The following is a 23,823-nucleotide window of genomic DNA, read 5'->3' on the forward strand; positions in this document are numbered from 1 at the left end:
TGACTAGCAAACTCTTGAACAAACAAACACTTTATACCGTTTCTATATAGAACATGGCATAAGGTGTTTCAAGTTATTTCAAAATATCGTTCTATATAGAATTATAACAACTAATAAACAATGAAACTCTATAAAGTAATTTCTATAAAAATTGTTTTATCATTTACTTTAATCGCGTGCTATGCTCAAAATTCTGTTTATAATTTAAATAAACCTGATCAGACTTTGACTCTTGGTTCTGAGCTTAATGAGATATCTGGCTTACACTCCATATCTAAATCTGAACTTATTGCAATTCAAGATGAAGAAGGAATAATCTATTACATCCGCAAAATTGATGGTAAAGTTCTTAAAACAAAAAAGTTCGGTAAAAAGGGAGATTATGAAGGCATTACCTTATACAAACAAAAAATATACGTACTTGAAAGTAATGGAAACATACATATCTATAAAAATAATAAATCAACATCATATCACTTTAAAAAGGAAGGGAAATTCGATTTTGAAGGCTTATGCCACGACAGAAAAAACAATCAATTATTAGTGGCATGTAAAACTCATGGCAACAAGGATAAAAGAGACCATATTTTCATTTATGGCTTTGATATCTCTGAAAATAAATATCACAAATCACCTATCTTCAAAATCAAAAAAGAGAAGAATTATAAAAAGTTTTGGCCTTCGGGTATAGCCATTCATCCCAATGGTGAAATTTTCGTATTAAGCTCCCGCTCAAAAATGCTAATGGTGTTATCTCCTAAGGGAGATGTGCTAAAAACACAAAACCTAGCGCCTTCGCTTTTTCACCAACCTGAAGGCATCTCGTTTAGCAGTAATGGCGATCTATATATCAGCAACGAAAAAAGAAAAACAAAACCTACCCTACTAAAATTTAAAGTAGAGTAAAACACTTGTTTTAAATCTGAAATTACATATGTATTATAAAACGCTCACATATATTCTGCTCTTTACTTTGAGCATGGTTGTTAAAGCACAAATTAACGAATTACCCACTGAAGAACCTATATATACTTTATTTATGATAGGCGATGCAGGCGAAGATACCACGCAATCTATGCCGGTTTTAAACCTTGTGAAAAAAGATTTACTAAACTATGATGCGCAAAAAAGCGGGGTTATTTTTTTAGGAGATAACATTTATCCCAAAGGATTAAGGAAAAAGAAAAGTAAGCATAGAGCCGAAGATGAAACTAGGTTAAACGCACAACTTAATGTGGTTACTAATTTCGAAGGTGATGCTATATTCATACCTGGCAATCACGATTGGGATAGGTATGGCGACAAAGGCTTAAAAGCAATTAAGCGTCAAGAAAAATATGTAACTGAATATTTAGGTTCGAAAAAGTCATTTCTGCCAAAGAATGGCTGTCCCGGCCCTGAGGTTGTTAAGCTAGCGCCTGGCTTGGTAATGATTGTAATTGATACCCAATGGTGGGTACATCGCTTTGAACGCTCTACTGGATTAGAAGATAATTGCGATTGCCGGAACGAAGAAGAACTTATGGTTCTTTTAAAAGATAAACTCAAGAAATACCGAAATCATCACATTATTGTAGCTGCGCATCATCCTTTATATAGCAATGGAGAACATGGCGGGCACTTTACTGCAAAAGATCATTTATTCCCTTTAACACATGCGGCTCCCAATGCCTATATTCCATTGCCTGTTATTGGTAGTATTTATCCTTATTATCGTAAATATATTGGGCACTCCCAAGATATACCCAACCCTGTTTATCAGGATATGGTGAACCAACTAACAAAAGCCCTGTACGAATATGATAATGTGGTATACATAGCTGGGCACGAGCACAACTTACAATACCATCAGCAACGAACAGTACATCATATTATAAGCGGATCTGGTAGTAAAACATCACATGTAACAAATAACAGCAAGTGTAAATTTGCCTTAGCTGAAAAAGGATATGCCAAACTTCTTTACTACGCAGATGGTAATGTTTGGCTTCAATTTTTAACGGTAAACGATAGCATCAACCCTAGTTATCAAACAATGCTGTATAAAGATGAAGTGAAAATTAATTTGGAACCCATATCTAACAATAATACATCTTATAAAGATGAGTTTAAAACCGTAACACCAAACATTCAATACGATGCATCGGCCTTTAAAAGAATTTGGTTTGGTAATCTAAACAGAGATGTATGGACTACACCTGTTAAGATTCCTTATTTAGATATTAACTATGATAAAGGAGGATTAACTCCGATAAAAAAAGGAGGCGGGCAACAGACTATATCGCTCAGAATGCAAGGTGCAGATGGTTATCAGTACGCCTTAAGAGGAGTAAAAAAGAACTCTATGTTTCTTATAGAACGCAATCTTAGAGGCACCATCGCACAAGATGTACTTTATGATGGAATGGCAGGATCGCATCCATATGCAGCAGTTACTATCCCAACCTTATCAGAGGCTGCCAATATATATTACACAAAGCCAAAGTTGGTGTATGTGCCCAAAGATTCGGTTTTAGGAACCTACATGGAGGAGTTTGGTGATATGTTTTGTTTGTTTGAAGAAAGACCCGACAAAGACATGTCGGCATGGGATAATTTTGGCAATTCGGAACATGTGATTAGCTATTCCGATGCCATAGAGGCATTAGAAGGAAAGTACTCTCACGTGGTAGATAAAGAATATATGGTAAGGGCTCGCCTATTTGATATATTAATAGGTGATTGGGATAGGCATGATGACCAGTGGCGATGGGCCACTTTTAAAGAAGGAGATAAAACTATATACAGAGCTATCCCTAGAGACAGAGATCAAGCCTATTTCCAGTACGATGGGGCTCTTTTATCCATCTCAAACAGAAAGTGGTTATTGCGCAAGTTTCAACCCTTCAGAGATGATATACGAGATATAGCAGGTTTAGGATTTAATGCACGCTATTTCGATAGGGCTTTTTTAACAGAAGCCTCTAAAGAGGATTGGATTAACCAAGCCAAATATATACAAGAGCATGTTAGCGATGAAGTTATTGAAAAAGCCATTCGTGAACTCCCTCCTGAGGGCTTTAATGTAAATGGCCAACAAATTATAAATACCCTAAAAGCACGACGTGCAAAACTGAATGAGTTTGCCACCGAGTATTATAATGTACTGGCAAAAACGGTAAGTATTCACGGCACCTTTAAAGATGATTACATCAGCGTAAATAGAAATAAAGATGGTAGCGTCACCTTAAAAATGTACCCACGTAAAAAAGGGAAACCCGTGAAAAATAAACTTTACTACAACAGAACTTTCCACTTGAAAGAAACTGATGAAATCAGAATTTACGGACTGCAAGGGTATGACGAGTATCGCATTGAAGGAAACAGTAAAAAAAGTATAAAAGTCAGAATTATTGCAGGAACAGATAAAGACAAAATTGTTGATAATTCAAAAGTATCTGGCCTAAAAAAGCATACACTCGTTTATGATGACACAGGAAAAAACGCCTTCACAAAAAGTAAAGAAACAAAGGTAAAGCTTTTGGGCTCCAATAAAGAATACGACTATGATCGTAAAGACTTTAAGTACAATAAAGCAGTGCCTCTTTTATCAACTGGATACAATAAAGACGATGGCTTTTTTATAGGCCCCGGGTTTAAGTATACCCATCAAGGGTTTAAAAAAGAACCTTATAAATATTACCATAGAATACTAGCCAATAGAGCTTTTAGTATTAATGGATACAATATTTATTACGATTTTGATTACAAAGAATTATTAGGCCCGTTTGATCTATATGGATCTGCTGAAATTAACTTACCGGATATTTTTATGAATTTCGATAATGTAAATGAAACTGATATCGATTTTGATGATAAAAAATACAGCGCATTGATGAATAACTATAACTATAACCTAAGCTTAAAACTGGCCTCGGATAACGAAGCGCATCGTTTCAAATTCGGACTTAGTTACCAGTATGTTGATTTTGAGAAAATACCTACTAACATTTCGCCAAGTTGGGAAACTGAACAGCAAAATTACATAGCTCCGAAAATCAGTTATGAGTTTACCAATATGGATAACCTTAAAATGCCCCATAGAGGTTTCGGTTTTAACTGTGCCGCTGAATGGAAACAAAGCATCGATAACAATCACGTAAACTTTGTAAACTTAAGTTCACAAATTAGTATTTTTAAACCCTTATACATCACGCCAAAACAAACTACATTAGCCCTGCGCACTGGTTACCAATCTAACTTCGGCGATTATGCTTTTTATCAATCAAACTATATTAATCCTTCTGAAAATTTTAGAGGAGTACAGAGAAATCGCTTTACTGCAGAATCTTTCTTATTCCAGAATGTAGAAATAAGACAAAGTTTGTTTAAAGTACCCAACTATATATCTCCTTTTGACTTTGGTATAATTCTCCATGCCGATTTTATTAAATTGTGGAAACCAGTAATACTTGAAGAAAAATGGAATAGCTCGTATGGTTTTGGTGGCTTCATCAGTATATTAGATTCGTTTATACTAAATGGAACCTATTCTATTTCAGAGCAAAATAGTTTATTTACTTTTGGTACAAGCTTTTTATTTTAACCTTGATATCGACACATATGAAATACGCACCATTAATAGAAGATTGTCTTAAAATAGTAGCACAAAAACAATTAAGCAATTGTACCGAGCACTTGCAGTACCATAATATTGGGCATACCAATTATGTGTTAGAAATGGCTACCACTATAGCATCTCAAACTGAAGGAGTTGATGATATACATATTGAGGCAATTCAACTGGCTGCCGTTTTTCATGATGCCGTTTATGTATGTGGCGAGCATCAGAATGAAGAGCACAGTGCTCAATTTGCTGAGGAAGAACTTAAAAAAGCCAACTATCCTAGCCATCAAATACCATTAATTAAAGAGCTTATACTAGCTACTCGATGGGGATCAGAACCTAATTCTATTTACGAAAAAATAATTATTGATGCTGATTTGGCACACCTTCATAAAGAGACTTATATAGACGAAGAGTTTGAAAATCTATTTAATGAAATTAACCTTCACAAAAAAATATCAAAAAAGAAGTGGATAAAAGAATGTATTAAATTTCTTAATACGCATAAATATCACACACCTTTTGCCCAAGAATCCTTTAGCGAAGGAAAAAACAAAAATTTGAAGAAACTTGAAGAAATGACCATAGAAAATGAAGAGCTTAATGAAGCTAAAAAAATAGCATCGACAAGCAAAAAGAAGAAAAAGAAAAATAATGGAAAAGCTGCTGATAGAGGGATAGAAACACTTTTTAGAGTAACGCTACGCAACCACACCAACTTAAGTCAGATTGCGGATAATAAAGCCAATACACTCATTAGTGTAAATGCAATTATTGTTTCAATTATATTATCTACATTATTTCCAAAATTCAGTACCAATCCATCGCTCATTATACCCGGAATTGTATTATTAACCCTTTGCATACTAACCGTTGTATTAGCTATGGTAGCTACAGTTCCCAGAACAACCGAAGGTGTAATTACTAGAGAGGATATCTTAAATAAAAAAGGAAACCTAGCATTCTTTGGTAACTTTCATCGCATGCCTATTGAAGATTATGAATGGGGTGTTGGAGAGTTAATGAAAGACAAATCTTATTTATACAAAAGTTTAACCCGCGACTTATACCACCTTGGTAAGGTCCTCAAAAAAAAGTACTTCTACCTGCGAATTGCTTATTTTAGCTTTGGGGCAAACCTCATCACTTCATCTCTAATATTTATACTAAGCATGCATTTAAATGGATAATATTAAATTAAATCACAAAAGAATAAGCGTTGCCATATTATGCATCCTATTAATTGGCACACCATTAGCTGCGCAAAAAAAGGACTCATTACATCACGAAAGTGTTTATAAGGTCCATCATAAAATTGAGATAGGAATATCTGTGGTGGGTCTACTCACCCTGCCTCGACTATATAGTATTTCCGATAAAAATGCCTCTCTCAACGAGAGTGATGTTTTAAAGCTAAATCAAAGTAATGTGAATGCATTCGACCGAAAAGTATTTAAATATTCAGAAACTGGATATGAGAAAGCTCAAAAAATATCTGATAATCTAATGACTGGAACAATACTCGCTACTGCCCTACTGTTTTTAGATAAAGATATTAGGCGCGATTGGTTAGATATACTTGGCATGTTTGGAGAAGCACACTTGGCAGGTACAATGTTACATCAAATATCGGTATTTAGCGTTCGAAGGCCTCGCCCCTTAACCTACAATACCAATTTACCAATGGATACGAGAACAGGCGGCAACATGAGCAATTCGTTTTACAGCGGGCATACTTCATCTACTGCCATTTCTACTTTTTTTATGGCCAAGGTATATTCCGATTACCACAATTTAAATACTTGGCAAAAAGCAGGTATTTACACGTTGGCAACTATACCTCCTGCTGCCATGGGCCATTATCGCATAAAAGCGGGTAAGCACTTTAGAACGGATGTAATTATGGGACTAATAATGGGTGCTGCAACTGGTATATTGGTTCCTGAGTTTCACAAAAGAGATGTACAAAAATTCACGCTTCTACCCGTATATAATGACGGCATAATGGGTGCAAGTTTTGCGCTGAAGTTATAACAACTGTAATTTCTATCTCTGGTTAGCTAGTAAATCACTTAAGTCATCCGGAGATAGATCATGGTTAATGTTACCACCATAGAAGTAAGATATTTTACCAGTTTCTTCAGATACAACAATAGCCGCCGCATCTGCTGATTCTGTAACTCCTAGAGCCGCTCTGTGACGCAGTCCAAATTTCTTAGGCAAATCCATACTTTGAGAAACAGGCAATATGCAACCTGCCGCCTTAATCTGATTACGAGCAATAATAACTGCACCATCATGTAACGGACTGTTTTTAAAGAATATATTCTCTAATATTCGTGTGGAGATTACTGCATTAACCAACTCTCCTGTTTGCACATAATCCAAAAGCTCGGCCTTTTTTGATACAACTATTAATGCACCTGTTTTAGTTTTAGATAAGGCCTGACAAGCACGCACGATGGGCTTGTTATAAATATTCATCACACCTGTAGTGTTGGTGCTAAAAAGTTTATCAAAAGAAAAAGTATTGGCCAAATTATAACGCGTTCCTAAAAGCAAAAAGAAGCGTCTAATTTCTTGCTGAAACACAACAATTAAAGCTATAACCCCAACATTTACAATATTATCAAGGATAGACCCCGACAGGTGCATGTTTAAAGATTTTATAACTATCCAAACAATAATAAAGGCAAATAATCCGAAAAAAATATTCTGAGCTACAGTTCCACGTATCAGCTTATAAATTCGATACATAAGATAGGCCACAGCAGCTATATCTATTACATCAATAAATCGGATATCTAAAAACGTCATTATTTATAATTATTTTAATTAATAGTTTGTTAGCTTTTAGTCTGAAGTCTGCAGTGATTCTAACACACTGACCATATTTATTTTTACTAAACATCATTAAGCTAATTACTGATAACTTGTTGCCAAATCCACTACCAATAGCTAAAAACTAGCCCACTAAGTTCATTATCTTAACACACTCAACCGCTTCTTTCACATCATGTACCCTTAATATATTTGCCCCTTTTTGTAAGGCAATGGTATTTAAAATACTTGTTCCATTCAAGGCTTGTTCAGCGGTAATTTGCAAAGGTTTGTATATCATCGATTTTCGCGAAACACCAACTAATAGGGGCAACTCAAAAATAGCAAACTCCTGCAATCTACTAATTATCTCGTAATTGTGTTCAATAGTTTTCCCAAAACCAAATCCTGGATCAATTATAACATCATGTAAGCCCTTTTCTTTTAGCACAGATACTTTCTCTGCAAAATATTGAATCACTTCTGTTACCACATCATCATACTGCGCCATTTGTTGCATAATCTGAGGATTCCCCTTCATATGCATCATTATGTATGGCACATGTAACTGAGCCATTACATCAAACATATCCTTATCCAAATCGCCTGCGGCAATATCATTAATGATATCTACATGATAATTTTCAACAACATACTGTGCTATTTCTGCCCTAAATGTATCCACAGAAAGAATAGCATCAGGATATTTAGAACGTACGATATCCAAAGCCTTATTTAAACGTTCCTTCTCTTCTTTAACAGAAACTTCAGCAGCTCCTGGTCTTGATGAATAGGCTCCAATATCTATAATCTCAGCTCCATCACTAAGCATTTGCGCGGTATGTTTAAGTATTTGATCGGCATGTTTACCCCCATCATAAAATGAATCGGGTGTAACGTTAAGAATGCCCATCACTCTGGGTGTGTATAAATCTAATAGATTACCATTACAGTTTATTAGGTTCTTTTTATTTAATATTTTGCTCATTTATTTTAGCCTTTATGGGGATAAATATTACTCTCCTCCTAACCAATCTCCAAATTTACTTAAAGCATCTTGATTTTGGTTTAACCAATGTCTGGCATTTTCATTTTCGCATTGACTTATATAATAACAATAAGCTGCATTATGCTCCGACTCCCCAATTTGATAGAAAAAAGGAACATAAAAATACCAATAGAAACCCTCGTTCTCCTCCTTATTTAATTCTCCCAAAACAGAAAAAAACGAGGCTGTATTTTTCACAAACTGCTCTTCTTCGCTGATAAGAGTATCTGATTGTATTGCACTTCCTGTTGCTTCAAGCAAAGATAACATCATATCTGCCGAAGCAAAGGTACTATCTTCTTGATTTGAATCCACATAAATCGTAACGTGCTTCTTTTTCTTGACCTGCTCCTCTTTTATGTTGCTCTTATACTGATCTTTAAGTTTATAATAAGCCGTTTTAGATCTCTCCGTATTGGGCTCTAACAACAAAAAATAATAAAGCGATAACATACTTTGAACCCTTTGTCCTTTTTCTTCCATGGTATAGCCTAAATATAAATGACTACTTGCATGATCAGGATTTTGATCAATACCTTTTATAAAAGTATGCTCGGCATTATCGTAATCTTTAATATTATAATAATTAACTCCCAAATTAAAATATAATAAGTAGTGTTCGCCAAAGCGATCGAGTGCTTCATTAAATAAAACAATAGACTCTTCTGTTTTACCTAAATAATCTAAACAAGAACCCTTGCTTAAATAGGCATGAAGCTTATAATCTGCACTATCGGCTTCTAGCACAATATCACTATGTTTAATCGACTTTTTATATTCTTTGGAATACATATAGCTCATAGCTAATTCGGCATGAACAGCATAAGCCAAGGGATTAATCTTTAAGGCCTTTTTATAGGCTGCTATAGCCTCATCATATTTAAAACTATCGTGGTATTTAATGCCTACTCGCATTAAACTATCTACTTTAGCTTGTGATAATAATGATAGATTAATCATCATTAAGGCAAAAGGAATAAACAGGTATTTCATAGAAAAGAGAATTATTATTACATAAACTGCAATTTAACAAAAGAACAATAAAAAACCGCACCCTCAATTGAGAGCACGGTTTAATATCTTAGAGAAGTAATTTTACTTCTTCTATTTCATATCTGCAAAGAAGTCATTTCCTTTATCATCCACAATAATGAATGCTGGGAAATTCTCTACTCTAATCTTACGAACAGCTTCCATTCCTAGCTCTTCAAAGTCAACTACCTCAACAGACTTAATGCTTGTTTTGGCTAAAATAGCAGCTGGTCCACCTATTGAACCCACATAAAAACCACCATGCTCTTTACAAGCATCAGTAACTTGTTGCGAACGGTTTCCTTTGGCTACCATAATCATTGACCCACCTTTACTTTGGAAAGCACCTACATAAGGATCCATTCTTCCTGCAGTTGTTGGCCCAAAACTACCTGAAGCCATACCTTTAGGGGTTTTAGCTGGTCCTGCATAATATACTGGGTGATTCTTTAAGTACTCAGGCATCTCAGCACCTGAATCTAACATTTCTTTAATTTTAGCATGTGCCATATCGCGTGCTACAATTAAAGTACCTGAAAGGTTTAAGCGTGTTTTAATAGGATATTTTGTTAGTTCCTTTAACACATCCTCCATTGGTTGATCTAAATCAATATCAACTGCAGGGGCTAATTCAGGAGCTCTTTCTGGAACAAATTTAGAAGGTGTTTTTTCCAGTTGCTCTAAGAAAATACCATCCTCGGTAATTTTAGCTTTTACGTTACGATCGGCACTACAGCTCACACCTAATCCAACCGGACAAGAAGCAGCGTGGCGTGGCATACGAATTACGCGTACATCATGCACAAAATACTTTCCACCAAACTGAGCACCTATTTCGCTCTCTTGACAAATTTTAAGTACCTTCTCTTCCCAAACTAAATCACGATAAGCTTGTCCGCCATCGTTTCCTTCAGTTGGTAAGTTATCTAAATAACCTGCCGACGCTTTTTTAACAGTTGCTAAAGTTGCTTCTGCTGATGTACCACCAATTACTAATGCTAAATGGTAAGGAGGACAAGCTGATGTTCCTAAATCTTTTATCTTAGCTTCAACAAACTTAGTTAAGTTCTCCTCTGTTAAAAGGCTTTTGGTTTGTTGGTATAAAAAGGTTTTATTACCAGAACCACCACCTTTAGTCATAAATAAAAACTCATACTTATTACCTTGCTCTGCATAAATATCGATTTGAGCCGGTAGGTTGTTTCCTGTATTTTTCTCTTCAAACATTGAGAAAGGAACCACCTGCGAGTAACGTAAGTTACGCTCGTTATAAGTTGTAAAAATTCCCTTTGAAAGAAACTCAGGGTCATTTGCTCCTGTATAAACATTCTCTCCTTTTTTACCCACAACAATAGCTGTACCTGTATCCTGACAAGTTGGTAATTCGCCTTCGGCAGAAACCACTTGATTCATTAACATAGTATGCGCTACAAACTTATCATTATCCGATGCCTCTTTATCAGCTAAAATATTAGATAATTTTTGTAAGTGAGCCGGACGAAGGTAAAATGAAACATCAGCCATAGCTTCTTTAGCTAATAACTCAAGCCCCTTAGGATCTACTTTTAGAATTTTTCTACCATCGATTTCAATAGTAGAAACATAATCTTTGCTAATTAATCTGTACTCTGTGTTATCCTCACTTAGAGGAAATGGTTTTTGATAAATAAATTGAGACATCTTATCTAATATATTTAGTTTGTTATACGATATGTTTAGATTTGTACCGACTTTTTAATAAAGTCGCCCAAAGATAAGAAAGAATATAGATAATTATTTTAATCTGAACCTTTATTTATAGTGTCATACAACAGATTATTAAGCCTCTTTAAAAAGAAAAGAACAAGGCATACCAGAATTAGAATATTTAAAAAATTAGTAGCTTGCAGTTAATGACAACAAACAAACACAACACTTTAAAAAGCCACGAAAAACAATGGATATTGGATGTAATTTCGCACCGAAGTCCAGAATATGCAAGCAAACTTGAGATTAATAAAGTTGTTTCTGAAGCATTTAAGAATGGTTTAGGTTCGTTATGCTATCAATATATCATCGACGATAAAATTGATTGCCCCAATGATTTGCTCAATGCTCTAAAAAACGGAAGCTTTAATACACTCATTCAGAACACCCGAATTAAACATATTTGGGATGAATTGTGCAAACTTTGTGTTAGCAACAACTTCGCATTTCTGCCACTTAAGGGAATATTTTTATCGCAATATATATACAAAGATATGGCTTTGCGCCCCATGAGTGACATTGATATTTTACTTCACCCCAATGATGCTGAGGTTTTATACCTACAATTGATAGAACTCGGTGCTAGCTCTTCTGAACCGGATTATGTGCGAGAATCTGAAACTACCGATCACCACCTGCCTGGATTAACTTATAAAGGTGTTTATATTGAATTACACCGGAGTTTAATGAGCCTGGATGCTACTTACAAAATAAGTCTACAAACCATATGGAATAACACAACAACATTTAATAACACACAAACTATTGCGCCAAATATTAACCTCATCTATTTTTGCTTACACTTGTATTACACTACTCTAAGAGGAGGTATGCGCTTAAGTTGGCTCAATGATATTATTGTATTTTCGAAGCACGAACACTTTTGTAATACAGAAAAGGATTTCATGAATACCTTACAAAGGTTAAACCTTGAAACACCCATTATTGGGATACTCAGAGCAACAGAAGATATCTTTAATTATACCTTTACTTTTATTGAATCGCATAAGCTGAGTAAAAAGAATAAGAGCATTTATAAACGAATTCTATTCCTGGTAAATAATGAGGCGGAAGTAAGCGGCACAAACTACAGTTACGAGGTTGCTTTAGAAAGACTGAAGAATACTGATGGCATTGCAAACAAGTGGCGTTTTATACAAAAACGTGTTTTTAATAGCGACAGTGGTCTGGATACTTCAAAACGAATACTACTTGTTTCTTCGCGCATGCTGGGCATGGTAAAACAAAAAATAAGCAATCTGTTTAGGTTTTAACCTGCAATATGAATCGGAAAACTTATCGCAGAACCTATCTGATAATCATTATACGCGCAACTTATTTCAATGCTCATTTTTTATGTCATTGCTTAATTGGGCGTACTTACACCTTTCGCACACTCAATCCTCATTAAAATATCCTATTTATGACATTAATTCAACATGCTTTCTTATTACCTGATATTAAAGCAAAAAGCATCCTCTTAGAATTATTAAGAAGATGCTCTTTTATTGAGATATGAGTTTTACTTTTTAACAGCTTTAGTAAACGTCATTTTTAATCGTTTATTGATCATTTGCTGAGGCTTTGTGGATTGCTTGTAGTACAACTCTGCAAAAGCAACAATATCGTTATATGCAACCCAAACTTCACCATTATCTGTTTCGTACACCAATAACTTTTGGCAAAAGGCATCTAAACCAATTTTAGGGCTATTAACCATTGCTTTTCCTCCAGGAGCCGGCCCACCAAATAAAAGCAAAATGGTGGGATTTAATTCTAAGCCTAAGGAAATAGCCTCTTTTTTATAATCCAATTCACCGAACCATTTCGTATCTCCCTGCAACATTACAACATCCTTTAATCTATTAATCGTATTCATGTAATCAAAATCGGATTTAATAGATACTATTCCAAAACCTTTGTTTACCGAACTAACATCAGTATTTACAATACTCTCTGAGGGAAATAGTTTTATCAACTCATTTATTTTACTCTTATATCCTTCTATAACCGAGGTTTTTAAATTATGACGCTTTTGTATAAATTCAGCAGATGTATAGGCTATTTTGGCATCTAAAGTATCTACCTCCGCATAGCACAAAATTTTAAATGGAAGATCAAGACCTAATAATTGATTGTTCTGAACAAGCATTACATCAGTATTAGGATCAGAGAATATATTTACTATTGATGGAGGTGTATAAACTCCTGTTTCCTTTGCCATTCTGTGATGATCTAAAGTAGCTACAATATTATAGCCTGAAATATTCTTTTGAAGTATTTCTTGCTTATCATCTACTTTCTCAAGTATAGTTTTTGGTACAAAAGAGCTTTTACTTTTAACAGAGTTTCCGCCACAAGCACACATTAGTAATAGGCAAGCAATAGAAATAAATGTTTTCTGGAAATTCATAGGACTTAAATTTAGTTTACGACTATTCGCTAGCTGCTTTAAATGGATTCCAAGACTGATCAACCTCCATAATATTATGAGCTGAAGCATAGGCTTGATAAAGCGATTTCATAGTCTTAAACTTATCCGGCATTTCAGCCTCTAATGGTTTCATCTCGGATGGATCGGCCACAACATCATACAAATGCCATTCTCCATCACCAAACATTCCTTTTCTAACCTTAATAGCTTTGTAGTTACCCTGCATAATATATCCATTCCCAAATAATTCAAAAGCATACCAGTCACTTTCTGATCTCACAATATCTGAAGTTCCCTCAATAAAAGGACGAGCTGTAATTCCTGAAGGCATAACTATTTTTCGGTTTTTATAGCTAGTATTAGGATGTTCAATTCCTGCATAATCAAGAATGGTCATTGGTAGGTCTTTTACTGAAATAACAGCATTAGAAATCTCACCTGCCCTACTATAGTTACCTGAAAAGGCTCCTGGAGGAACTATCATCATTGGCACTCGAATACCTCCTTCTCCAATAAACCATTTCCACCACTGTAAACCTCCTGTTGCAGCATTGGCCCATGAAACTCCTATAGTGTGTTCTGAATTGGCTGTTCCTACAGCTTCAAAACTTTGGTCGAATTGTGTTGCAATCCATTTTGCCATTTCGGGATTACCTGTTTTGGGATGCGTTGCTTCAAAACCTTCTGGCCCATTATCTGTCAGATAAATCACCAATGTGTTGTTCAATTGACCTGACTCTTTTAAATAATCCAATATTTGTCCAGTTCTATTATCCTGATCTTCAATCATAGCAGCATAAGTAGCCATTACCTTAGCCTGAATTTCCTTTTCACTCTGAGATAAGCTCTCCCATTTAAAAGTTATATCATTAAACAAAGGTTCTATAGCTGTTTCTGTAATTAAACCGTGTTGCTTTAGACTTTCATATCTTGATTTCTTAAGTCCAGCATATCCTAAATCTAAATACTTCTGATAGTGTTTATCTATTAACTCAGGTGGGGCCTGAATTGGAAAATGCGCAGTTGTAAAAGCCATATAAGCAAACCAAGGCCTATTCTCCGAATACCCTTGTTTGATGAAATTGAGCATATGCTCAGTATATAACTCACCAGAATATATCCCTTCTGGTCTTTCAAAATGATCCCCATTAAGGGTAAAATGCTCTTTTCTCTTCACATCTAAGCCATTCGGGTCGCTAAAATCTGGTGTCATAGCCAAATTATTCCAATGGTTAGATCCTCCAGATAAAATCCCGAATTCTTTGGTAAAACCCCAACCCAAAGGTCCATCACCTCCCAAGGCTTCTCCACCTAAATGCCATTTTCCTGACTTGTATACTTCATACCCTGCATCGTTCAGCAATTCTGAAATACTTACTGCATTTTTTGTTAAATAACCCTCGTAACCGGGAACACCTTTTGTTGGTGGATAAAATGAATAATCGAAAGCTCCCAAACCTACTTCTATATTATTACATCCTGTCATTAGCATAGCACGTGTAACACTACAAACAGGAGAAGCATGAAAATTAGTAAAACGAACACCAGCATCTGCTAATCTATTCATATTTGGCGTGGAAATCTCCGAACCATAAGCTCCCAAATCACCAAAAGCAATATCATCTCCTACCAAAAGCAAAATATTTGGTTGAATTTCAAGCTCTTTATTAGTTGTGCGCTCAGCGCAGGCTGTTAATAAAATAACACCAAGGAAAAATAAAATAAATGTTTTCATATTACTGTTTTGAGTTATAGTTTAGTCCTTTAAGAAAGGAACCGTAAATTTTAACTTGATCAGAAAGGAGCAACGATTAAATAGATGGTTTGCAATAAAAATACCAAGCTACGACATCAGATAATTCACTACTTATCAAACTCTTACTTTAACATTAAGATATACAATATATCTTTCACATGAAAAGCATATGACAAAAAGATTGAAATTAAATATTTATCAACCAACATCTTACCAAACAAATATGGATTTACCAAGCTTGATAAAAGCCTAGTTTTGTGTTTTTATTGGGCACAAAAAAAAGAGCCATTCAATACTGAATGGCTCTCCTTAAATATTTTAATAAAGAAGCTAATTATACATCAATATTTGCATAGGTAGCATTCTCTTCAATAAACTCTCTTCGTGGGGGTACATCATCACCCATAAGCATAGAGAAAACTCTATCTGCTTCAGCAGCACTTTCAATAGTAATCTGACGTAATGTACGCTCCTCTGGATTCATAGTTGTTTCCCAAAGTTGCTCAGCATTCATCTCACCTAAACCTTTATAGCGCTGTATGTGTACTGAATCTTCTTTACCGCCACCATACTCATCAATAAAGGCTCTACGTTGTTGCTCATTCCAACAATATTGCTCTGTTTTACCCTTCTTCACCAAATATAAAGGAGGTGTAGCAATATATAAGTAACCATTTTCAACCAACTCACGCATAAAACGGAAGAAGAAAGTCATAATAAGTGTGGTAATGTGACTACCATCCACATCGGCATCCGTCATAATCACAACCTTATGGTAACGTAATTTTGAAAGATTTAATGCCTTACTATCCTCTTCAGTTCCAATTGTAACACCGAGGGCTGTAAATATATTTTTGATTTCATCGTTATCAAAAACCTTATGCTGTAAAGCTTTTTCTACATTCAATATTTTACCACGTAAAGGTAAAATAGCTTGTGTAAAACGATCACGTCCTTGTTTGGCAGTTCCACCCGCTGAGTCACCCTCGACTAGGAATACCTCACACAAAGCAGGATCTTTCTCAGAACAATCGGCCAATTTACCAGGTAAACCACCACCCGACATCACTGTTTTACGTTGCACCATTTCACGTGCTTTACGTGCTGCATGACGTGCTGTTGCTGCCAATATTACTTTACCAACAATGCTCTTTGCATCCTTCGGATTTTCTTCTAAGTAATGACCTAAAGCTGCACTTACTGCCTGATCAACCGATAAGCTCACCTCTGAGTTACCCAACTTCGTTTTGGTTTGCCCCTCAAACTGAGGCTCCTGCACCTTAACAGAAATTACAGCCGTTAAACCCTCACGGAAGTCATCACCACTAATATCAAACTTTAACTTGGCCAACATACCCGATTTCTCAGCGTAGTTTTTTAAAGTACGTGTTAAACCTCTACGGAAACCAGTAAGGTGCGTACCACCCTCAATAGTATTGATATTATTTACATACGAATATACATTCTCGCTAAAAGAAGTGTTATACTGAATAGCTAGTTCTACAGGAACTTCACCTTTATCCGTTTCTATGTGAATTACTTTATCAATTAAGTTTTCACGAGTCTCATCAATAAAAGAAACAAATTCTTCTAAGCCTCTTTCTGAAAAATACTTCTCTGTATGAAATTCACCTTCTTCGTTCTTATCACGCTCATCAGTTAATGTAATTGTAATCCCTGCATTTAGGAATGACAACTCGCGCATACGATTCTGAAGAATCGAAAACTTATATTCTGTAGTAGTAAAAATAGAAGCATCAGGTGTAAAAGTAACAATGGTACCTGTAATATCAGTAGTTCCAAGTTCTTTCAATTCACCTTGCGGGATACCTATTGAATACTCTTGCTCATAACATTTTCCACCACGGTGTACTTCTGCTTTTAAGTGGGTTGACAATGCGTTCACACAAGATACACCTACCCCGTGTAATCCACCAGATACTTTATAGGAGTCCTTATCAAATTTACCACCAGCGTGCAATACAGTCATTACAACCTCAAGGGCCGACTTCCCTTCTTTCTCGTGATGATCTACTGGAATACCCCTACCATTATCTCTTACCGAAATAGAATTATCCTCATGAATAATTACATCAATGGTATCACAGTGACCCGCTAAGGCCTCATCAATAGAGTTATCTACCACCTCGTAAACCAAGTGATGCAAACCCTTAACACCAACATCACCAATATACATGGCAGGGCGCTTACGTACCGCTTCTAATCCTTCTAATACGGTAATACTACTGGCTGAATAGCCTTCTTGTTCTTTATTTTCTTCGCTCATCTAAAAAAAACAGCTAAAGTGAAAAATATCTTAATAAAAATAAATCTATTTAAAGCTTCTGAAACACATGGATTAGTAAGGTCTGAGCCCCACATAACACCTATAAAAAAAGCCACACAAATATAACAAAAACAAGCTAGCTCCAATGATCAAACAGCCCCCTTTTTTAAAGTATTTAAAAGGCTAAAACAGGCTTAAAACACCTTATAACGCCATATAATTAACTACACACCCAAATATTACATATTCCCAAGAGACCACTTTCTAAATTTGGCTAAAAAGCACCTTAAAATCAATGTACTTTTCACGTGCCATTCATAAGCTTTTGCTAAGAACTAAGAAAACATCCGTAATTACTGACTTAAAACAGCAAACAAACCCAAATGATTTTCTTTATTTGCAACAAATAAACTATTTTCGCAGTTCCATCAAATGGTGGTAACCAATAAGGCTAAAATCCGTACCCTTGTTGGGTTCTGTTTGGAAAATGCTTGGCATACCAAATGCACATTACAATCACAAACAGAAGCAAGGTATAAACCAATCACTTAGACACACAAGTTGTGACTGAGCGTGGCGAAGCTGTATTTAACTGCTAGCAATCACTCTTAATTCCTATCTAAAACTTCAAACTCTAGAGCCTAATAGCTAATCACCAACAACTAAATACCAAGCTGCAAAACCTAAAAACTAAGACCTAATAGCTAATAACCAACACCTAAGCACTAAAAACAAAATCCTAAAATCAACCCTATTAAAAAGAGCCTGTAAAAATTCTTTCATACAGAAAGGGCTTACACAAGCGAGTTCCATCAAATACTATTGAAAACGTTAAACCTTTATGAGATGAATAATAAAATTGCAATAATTGGCCTTGGTTATGTAGGTCTTCCTTTGGCTGTTGAATTTGGAAAAAAAAATCAGACAATTGGCTTCGATATTAATCAAGAACGTGTAAACGATTTACAAAAAGGACACGATCATACCCTAGAGGTAGAAGACAAAGACCTAAAATCGGTTTTAAATACTCAAAGCGAGAATTATGGTTTGTCATTTACTTGCAATATCGACGATCTGAAAGGATATAATATATATATAGTAACTGTTCCTACACCCACTGATAAAAACCACCGCCCCATATTAACCCCACTAATTAAGGCAAGTGAGGCTATTGCAAAGGTAATTACTAAGGGGGCCATTGTTATATACGAATCAACAGTATACCCTGGTGTAACTGAAGACGAATGCATCCCTGTTATTGAGAAGCACTCAGGACTAAAGTTTAACGAGGATTTCTTTGCAGGATACTCCCCTGAACGTATCAACCCAGGTGATAAAGTACGCACCTTAACCAAAATATTAAAAATTACCTCAGGCTCCACTCCCGAAGTTGCAGATACTGTAGACGCATTATACAACACAATTATTACTGCGGGTACGCATAAAGCCCCTAGTATACGTGTGGCTGAGGCTGCTAAAGTAATTGAAAATAGCCAACGTGATGTGAACATAGCCTTTGTAAATGAACTATCGCAAATATTTAACCGATTAGGGATTGATACACAAGAGGTATTAGAAGCGGCAGGCACAAAATGGAACTTCCTCAAGTTTCAACCGGGTTTAGTGGGAGGACACTGTATAGGTGTTGACCCCTATTACTTAGCTCAAAAAGCACAAGAGATGGGCTATACGCCTGACATGATTATGTCGGCACGTAAGCTTAATGATGGCATGGGCAATTGGGTAGCTTCTGAAATCATTAAACTGATGATTAAAAAAGGAGCCACCATAAAAGATAGCCGTATACTAAATCTAGGGATTACCTTTAAAGAAAACTGTCCGGATATACGCAACACTAAAGCAATCGATCTCATTGATGAGCTTAAAGAATATGGTTGCCAAGTGGATGTTTACGACCCTTGGGCAGGTAAAGAAGAAGTACAAAAAGAATATGGTATCAACTTAATTGACACCTATAAAAATCAGAAATACGATGCCATCGTACTCACAGTAGCACACGATGAATTCAAAACCTTGGATATAGATAGTCTAAAAGCATCAAACATCACAGTAGTATACGATGTAAAAGCCATTTGGGATAAAGCAGTTATTGATGGCCGTCTTTAGTTAGGTGTTAGGGATTAGGGATTAGGACGCTGCGCTGTAGGGGTTAGGTATTAGCGATTAGGTGTTAGATGTTAGCAATTAAGACTTAGTTCTATAGTTACTAGGTGAACTGTAAAATCCGACAACTTATGCAAGCTGCAAAGCCTAACAACTAAGAGCTAAAAACTAATAACTTAAAATAAAATGAGCTCCTTTTTTAAAGACCTACTTGTTTGGCAAAAGTCCTTACAATTTGCAGATAAGGTAATAGCGAGAACTGAAACTTTAGATACTAGTGCGAAACATTATAGGTTAATTGAACAAATAGAAGCTGCTTCGGCCTCAGTACCGCAAAACATTGCTGAAGGAAAGGGACGTTTCCACCCTAAAGAATTTGGTCAATTCTTATTCTATGCAAGAGGTTCATTGTACGAAACCATTACGCTACTCCACTTATTTGCAATGCGCAAGTGGATAACAAACTCTGAATTAGAAACCTTTGAACAAGAAGCAAACGAAATTGGAAAGATGCTAAACGGATTGATCAATTCAATTAAATACTAAATATTAGGTATTAGGACGCTGCGCTTTAGGTGGTAGGGATTAGTTGCTAGGGCGTTACGCTGTAGTTACTAGGCGAACTGTAAAACCTAGGAACTAACTAACCAAGCTGCAAAGCCTAGCAACTAAAAGCTAATAACTAAGAGCTCACCAACAAGAGCTAAAAACCAACACCTAAAAACGAATAGCTAAACCCTAACAACTATTTCAACCAAAAAAAAATGACAGCAGAATACCAATATACAGAACCATTAAAGGAACGCCATGCCGATATTGAGGCACTAAAACAACTGGCGCTAATTGAGGAACCCTCTGAGGAAAGCAAGCAAGACTTATTGGAGCTCAGCAATCGACTATTCTTAAATGATTATGAAAGTCAAGATATTGAAGTGGCACGCACACAGTTCTTTGATTTCTGGGATATTGAAATGGATAACTCTGGTATAATACCCATTGAATTAAGTGGTACAACAGATAAGGTACACCTAGAGCGTATAGATGAGATCATTGATGCGCTAGAGTTTGGCGAAGATTTAAAATCATTCAAGCTAAATAAACTAGCCGATCAACACCCCGAAATACCATTCTTCACTTTGATGAATATTGTAGCTATGGAACTTCAGGGTAAAGAGCCCAATAAAATACTCAAGAAAATTAAGGAAGCGTGTTCAGTATATCCACAGAACATATTATTAGCACTCCTGCAAGACCAATATCTGATTATTCAAGATAAAGAAGCGGTATTGCTTAAAGAAGCAACACTAAAGCAAGGGAGCATGAGCAAGCTAATGAACGGGCGCCAACATATGCATCCGCTAGAGTTATACATAGCACACGCAGCCCTCTTTGAATTTGTAGCCTCCAAGGAGGATCTACTTTCAACAGATACATTCCTATTTACAAGCATGGAAGTATATCCCGAGGCCGAAGAGGTATTCAAACAAAAAAGCATGCTGCTTGACTTACACAAACTAAACTATTGTATTGAGAAATATGTGCCTGAATTGGCGTAATTAAAAACTACTGTGAGAGCTTTAGGGGTTAGGGAGTAGCTATTAGGTACTAGGACACTTCGTTGTAGCCACTAGGCCAACTATAAAATATACCTAAGCCCTAATAACTAGAAGCTAATAACTAAAAACTGATCCTCAATATCGCGTCTCTGCAACGAAGGAAGCAGTCTCAATCTGATGTAATTAGTCATTAGTGTGAAGACTTAAGGCAGCAGTGTTTCAATTTTTTTACTAAACTAATAAAACTTCCCCCTTGGCGAAGGGGGCTTATATAAAACTTATTAAAAAACAAGGTGAAAATAGGGGGATTGATTTTATTTAGTCAGTAGTATGAAGACTTAAGGCAGCAGTGCTTTACAGCTCGCCTTAAGATTCCTTCGTTCCTCGGAATGATGAACAGCATTTAGGTTTATAAATAATCAATTTTAAACAATTCCCCCTTGGTGAAGGGGGCTTATATAAAACTTATTCTAGATCAAATTAAACTATAAGGGGATTGGAATTCAATCGTTAATGTAATTACTACCAAATAATAATCAAAAAAAAAAATCTCAGCGCCTCTGCGCCTCCGTGTTCATCAAGTTACTACAAACGAATCTCTATAAACCAATCTATTATCTAACATCTCTAAGCTAACTACTACCAAAAACCTTACCACTCACAACTAAACAAACACATGATACTAACAGAAAGCACCCAATATATACGCGGCATACTGCCCAAAGAGCATAAAATAAAAGCCATTGGTGTAAGCATACTCCTTTTTATTAACTCTGCCCTAGAGTTAGTAGGACTAGGTGCCCTACTCCCTGTATTTGCCATATTACTCGAAGACAACTTTACTGAAAAGTATTCCTGGGCAAATTGGCTCTACCAAACCTTTAAGCTAACAAACGAAAACCAGCTTATTATACTATTGGCCGTAGGCCTTTTTATAATTGTATTATTAAAAAATATAGCTGGCCTCTATATTGCCAAGTTACAAAGTTCCTTCTCTTTGGGTTTGTATAAAGACTTTGCCATACGCCTGCACCAAATATACTACCGCAAGGGCTTTAGCTTTTTTAAAAACAACAACTCCAACCTTATTAACCGCAATGTAAATGCCGCTACACAACAATTCTCTCAAAATGTAGTGTTGGGCGTATTAAACTTGTTTAACGAGTTCGTAGTACTCGCTGCCATTATAATAAGTATTGGTATATACGACCCACTTATTTTAGTAGTACTGGCTACCACAGTAGCCCCACCTTTTTTGCTCTTCTATTACTGGGTGCGCAAAAAATCATTGCAAATAGGGGAAGTACGAAAAAAAATACAACCTGAATTAGGACGCAATGTATTCCAATCCATTTTTGGTTATATCGATGTTATTATAAATGGTGCCGAGCAGCGCTTCCGAAAACGTATTGAAAACAACGTAAAAGAACTTTCTGATACTAACATAAAAGCCAATGTATACAACTTGGCACCCACACGAGTTATAGAAAGTGCCCTGATGCTCGCCATTATGGTAATGATAATTTATGGGGTCTATGCCTACGATAGTAAGGTGGAGCTCCTACAGCTACTGGGTATATTTGCCGTGGCGGGTTACCGCATAATGCCCAGCATAAACCGCATGATGATTGCCATTAATGGCCTAAACCAAAGCAAGTGGATTTTTGAAGTGTTGGAGCCCTTAAAAAGCAATGAGCTAAACAACATACAACCAAAGGACATTACTTTTAAACGCAAATTGGAACTCAAAAATCTCACCTTCCAATACCCCGATGCCGACAAACCAGTATTGAACAACTTTAACTTATGCATTAATAAAGGCGAAACCATTGGTTTTATGGGGCCTAGTGGCGCCGGCAAAACTACTGCCATGAATATACTCTTGGGCTTTTTAAAACCCAATGCCGGGCAATACCTGGTGGATGATACGGTATTGGATGAAGCCCACATGCAAGCCTTTTACCAAAAAGTGGGCTATGTGCAGCAACAAGTATACTTGGTAGATGGTAGTTTGGGCGAAAACATTGCCTTTGGTGTGCCGCACAAAGATATTGACCAAGCCAAACTACAAGGTGTAATAAAACAAGCCAGTTTAGAAAACCTTATAGAAGATTTACCAAAAGGTTTAAATACCCTAATTGGAGAAAATGGCACCAAGCTATCAGGTGGGCAACGCCAACGGGTAGGCATAGCACGTGCCCTATATTTTAATGCTGAAATACTTTTTTTTGACGAAGCTACCTCTGCTCTAGACACACAAACAGAAGAAGAGATCACAGAAAGTATACGTTTATTATCACGCACAGATCTTACTTTGGTAATTATTGCTCATAGAGAGAGTACACTACGATACTGTAAACGAATACTTAAAATTAACAATAACATAGAATAATAAATAAGCCTCTCTAAAATCA

The 23,823-nt window shown here is 36.0% G+C and carries 16 protein-coding genes; 9 read left to right on the plus strand and 7 right to left on the minus strand.

What is annotated here, in order from left to right; translation table 11 throughout:
* The first annotated feature begins 120 nt into the window (after positions 1 to 120).
* The 4 genes from A8B35_RS09420 to A8B35_RS09435 all read left to right on the plus strand — a co-directional run bounded on the left by A8B35_RS09420 (position 121) and on the right by A8B35_RS09435 (position 6,640).
* Positions 121 to 906 (plus strand): SdiA-regulated domain-containing protein, encoded by a 786-nt coding sequence (locus tag A8B35_RS09420; RefSeq protein ID WP_075602774.1) that lies wholly within the window; start codon positions 121 to 123, stop codon positions 904 to 906.
* Positions 907 to 979: 73 nt separating this feature from the next.
* A complete protein-coding gene (locus A8B35_RS09425) occupies positions 980 to 4,585 on the plus strand; it encodes a metallophosphoesterase (RefSeq protein WP_075602775.1) in 3,606 nt (1,201 codons plus the stop codon).
* A gap of 17 nt (positions 4,586 to 4,602) precedes the next feature.
* Complete coding sequence (locus A8B35_RS09430) at positions 4,603 to 5,796, plus strand: Pycsar system effector family protein (protein WP_075602776.1); 1,194 nt, start codon at positions 4,603 to 4,605, stop codon at positions 5,794 to 5,796.
* Positions 5,789 to 6,640: a phosphatase PAP2 family protein gene (locus A8B35_RS09435; RefSeq protein ID WP_075602777.1), complete on the plus strand. Its 852-nt coding sequence runs from the start codon at positions 5,789 to 5,791 to the stop codon at positions 6,638 to 6,640. Before A8B35_RS09430 ends, A8B35_RS09435 begins: the two co-directional genes overlap by 8 nt.
* A 12-nt stretch (positions 6,641 to 6,652) precedes the next feature.
* On the opposite strand, the gene cdaA is transcribed toward A8B35_RS09435, so the two are convergent.
* The 4 genes from cdaA to A8B35_RS09455 all read right to left on the minus strand — a co-directional run bounded on the left by cdaA (position 6,653) and on the right by A8B35_RS09455 (position 11,186).
* Entirely contained in the window at positions 6,653 to 7,423 is a 771-nt protein-coding gene (gene cdaA / locus A8B35_RS09440; protein ID WP_075602778.1) for a diadenylate cyclase CdaA, read from the minus strand.
* A gap of 148 nt (positions 7,424 to 7,571) precedes the next feature.
* On the minus strand, positions 7,572 to 8,414 hold the full coding sequence (gene folP, locus A8B35_RS09445; RefSeq protein WP_075602779.1) for a dihydropteroate synthase: 843 nt from the start codon (positions 8,412 to 8,414) through the stop codon (positions 7,572 to 7,574).
* Between the two features lie 27 nt (positions 8,415 to 8,441).
* On the minus strand, positions 8,442 to 9,467 hold the full coding sequence (locus A8B35_RS09450; RefSeq protein WP_075602780.1) for a tetratricopeptide repeat protein: 1,026 nt from the start codon (positions 9,465 to 9,467) through the stop codon (positions 8,442 to 8,444).
* A gap of 111 nt (positions 9,468 to 9,578) precedes the next feature.
* Complete coding sequence (locus A8B35_RS09455) at positions 9,579 to 11,186, minus strand: fumarate hydratase (RefSeq protein WP_075602781.1); 1,608 nt, start codon at positions 11,184 to 11,186, stop codon at positions 9,579 to 9,581.
* Between the two features lie 212 nt (positions 11,187 to 11,398).
* Between A8B35_RS09455 and A8B35_RS09460 the strand changes: the two genes are divergently transcribed.
* On the plus strand, positions 11,399 to 12,526 hold the full coding sequence (locus A8B35_RS09460; protein ID WP_075602782.1) for a nucleotidyltransferase family protein: 1,128 nt from the start codon (positions 11,399 to 11,401) through the stop codon (positions 12,524 to 12,526).
* 248 nt (positions 12,527 to 12,774) lie between these two features.
* On the opposite strand, the gene A8B35_RS09465 is transcribed toward A8B35_RS09460, so the two are convergent.
* The 3 genes from A8B35_RS09465 to gyrB all read right to left on the minus strand — a co-directional run bounded on the left by A8B35_RS09465 (position 12,775) and on the right by gyrB (position 17,729).
* Positions 12,775 to 13,665: a DUF302 domain-containing protein gene (locus A8B35_RS09465; protein WP_075602783.1), complete on the minus strand. Its 891-nt coding sequence runs from the start codon at positions 13,663 to 13,665 to the stop codon at positions 12,775 to 12,777.
* Between the two features lie 22 nt (positions 13,666 to 13,687).
* Entirely contained in the window at positions 13,688 to 15,421 is a 1,734-nt protein-coding gene (locus tag A8B35_RS09470; RefSeq protein WP_075602784.1) for an arylsulfatase, read from the minus strand.
* Between the two features lie 355 nt (positions 15,422 to 15,776).
* The gene (gene gyrB, locus A8B35_RS09475) at positions 15,777 to 17,729 is read right to left on the minus strand and encodes a DNA topoisomerase (ATP-hydrolyzing) subunit B (protein WP_075602785.1); all 1,953 of its coding nucleotides are present in this window, start codon (positions 17,727 to 17,729) and stop codon (positions 15,777 to 15,779) included.
* 846 nt (positions 17,730 to 18,575) lie between these two features.
* Here gyrB and A8B35_RS09480 point away from each other — a divergent pair.
* The 4 genes from A8B35_RS09480 to A8B35_RS09495 all read left to right on the plus strand — a co-directional run bounded on the left by A8B35_RS09480 (position 18,576) and on the right by A8B35_RS09495 (position 23,801).
* Positions 18,576 to 19,856: a nucleotide sugar dehydrogenase gene (locus A8B35_RS09480; protein ID WP_075602786.1), complete on the plus strand. Its 1,281-nt coding sequence runs from the start codon at positions 18,576 to 18,578 to the stop codon at positions 19,854 to 19,856.
* A gap of 183 nt (positions 19,857 to 20,039) precedes the next feature.
* Positions 20,040 to 20,399, plus strand: a complete 360-nt coding sequence (locus tag A8B35_RS09485) for a four helix bundle protein (RefSeq protein ID WP_075602787.1) — start codon at positions 20,040 to 20,042, stop codon at positions 20,397 to 20,399.
* Between the two features lie 218 nt (positions 20,400 to 20,617).
* Positions 20,618 to 21,409 (plus strand): hypothetical protein, encoded by a 792-nt coding sequence (locus A8B35_RS09490; protein WP_075602788.1) that lies wholly within the window; start codon positions 20,618 to 20,620, stop codon positions 21,407 to 21,409.
* Between the two features lie 676 nt (positions 21,410 to 22,085).
* Complete coding sequence (locus tag A8B35_RS09495) at positions 22,086 to 23,801, plus strand: ABC transporter ATP-binding protein (RefSeq protein WP_075602789.1); 1,716 nt, start codon at positions 22,086 to 22,088, stop codon at positions 23,799 to 23,801.
* The last annotated feature ends 22 nt before the right edge of the window (positions 23,802 to 23,823 follow it).

The organism is Saccharicrinis aurantiacus (assembly GCF_001660705.2).
In the GTDB taxonomy this organism is placed as follows: Bacteria; Bacteroidota; Bacteroidia; order Bacteroidales; family Marinilabiliaceae; genus Saccharicrinis; species Saccharicrinis aurantiacus.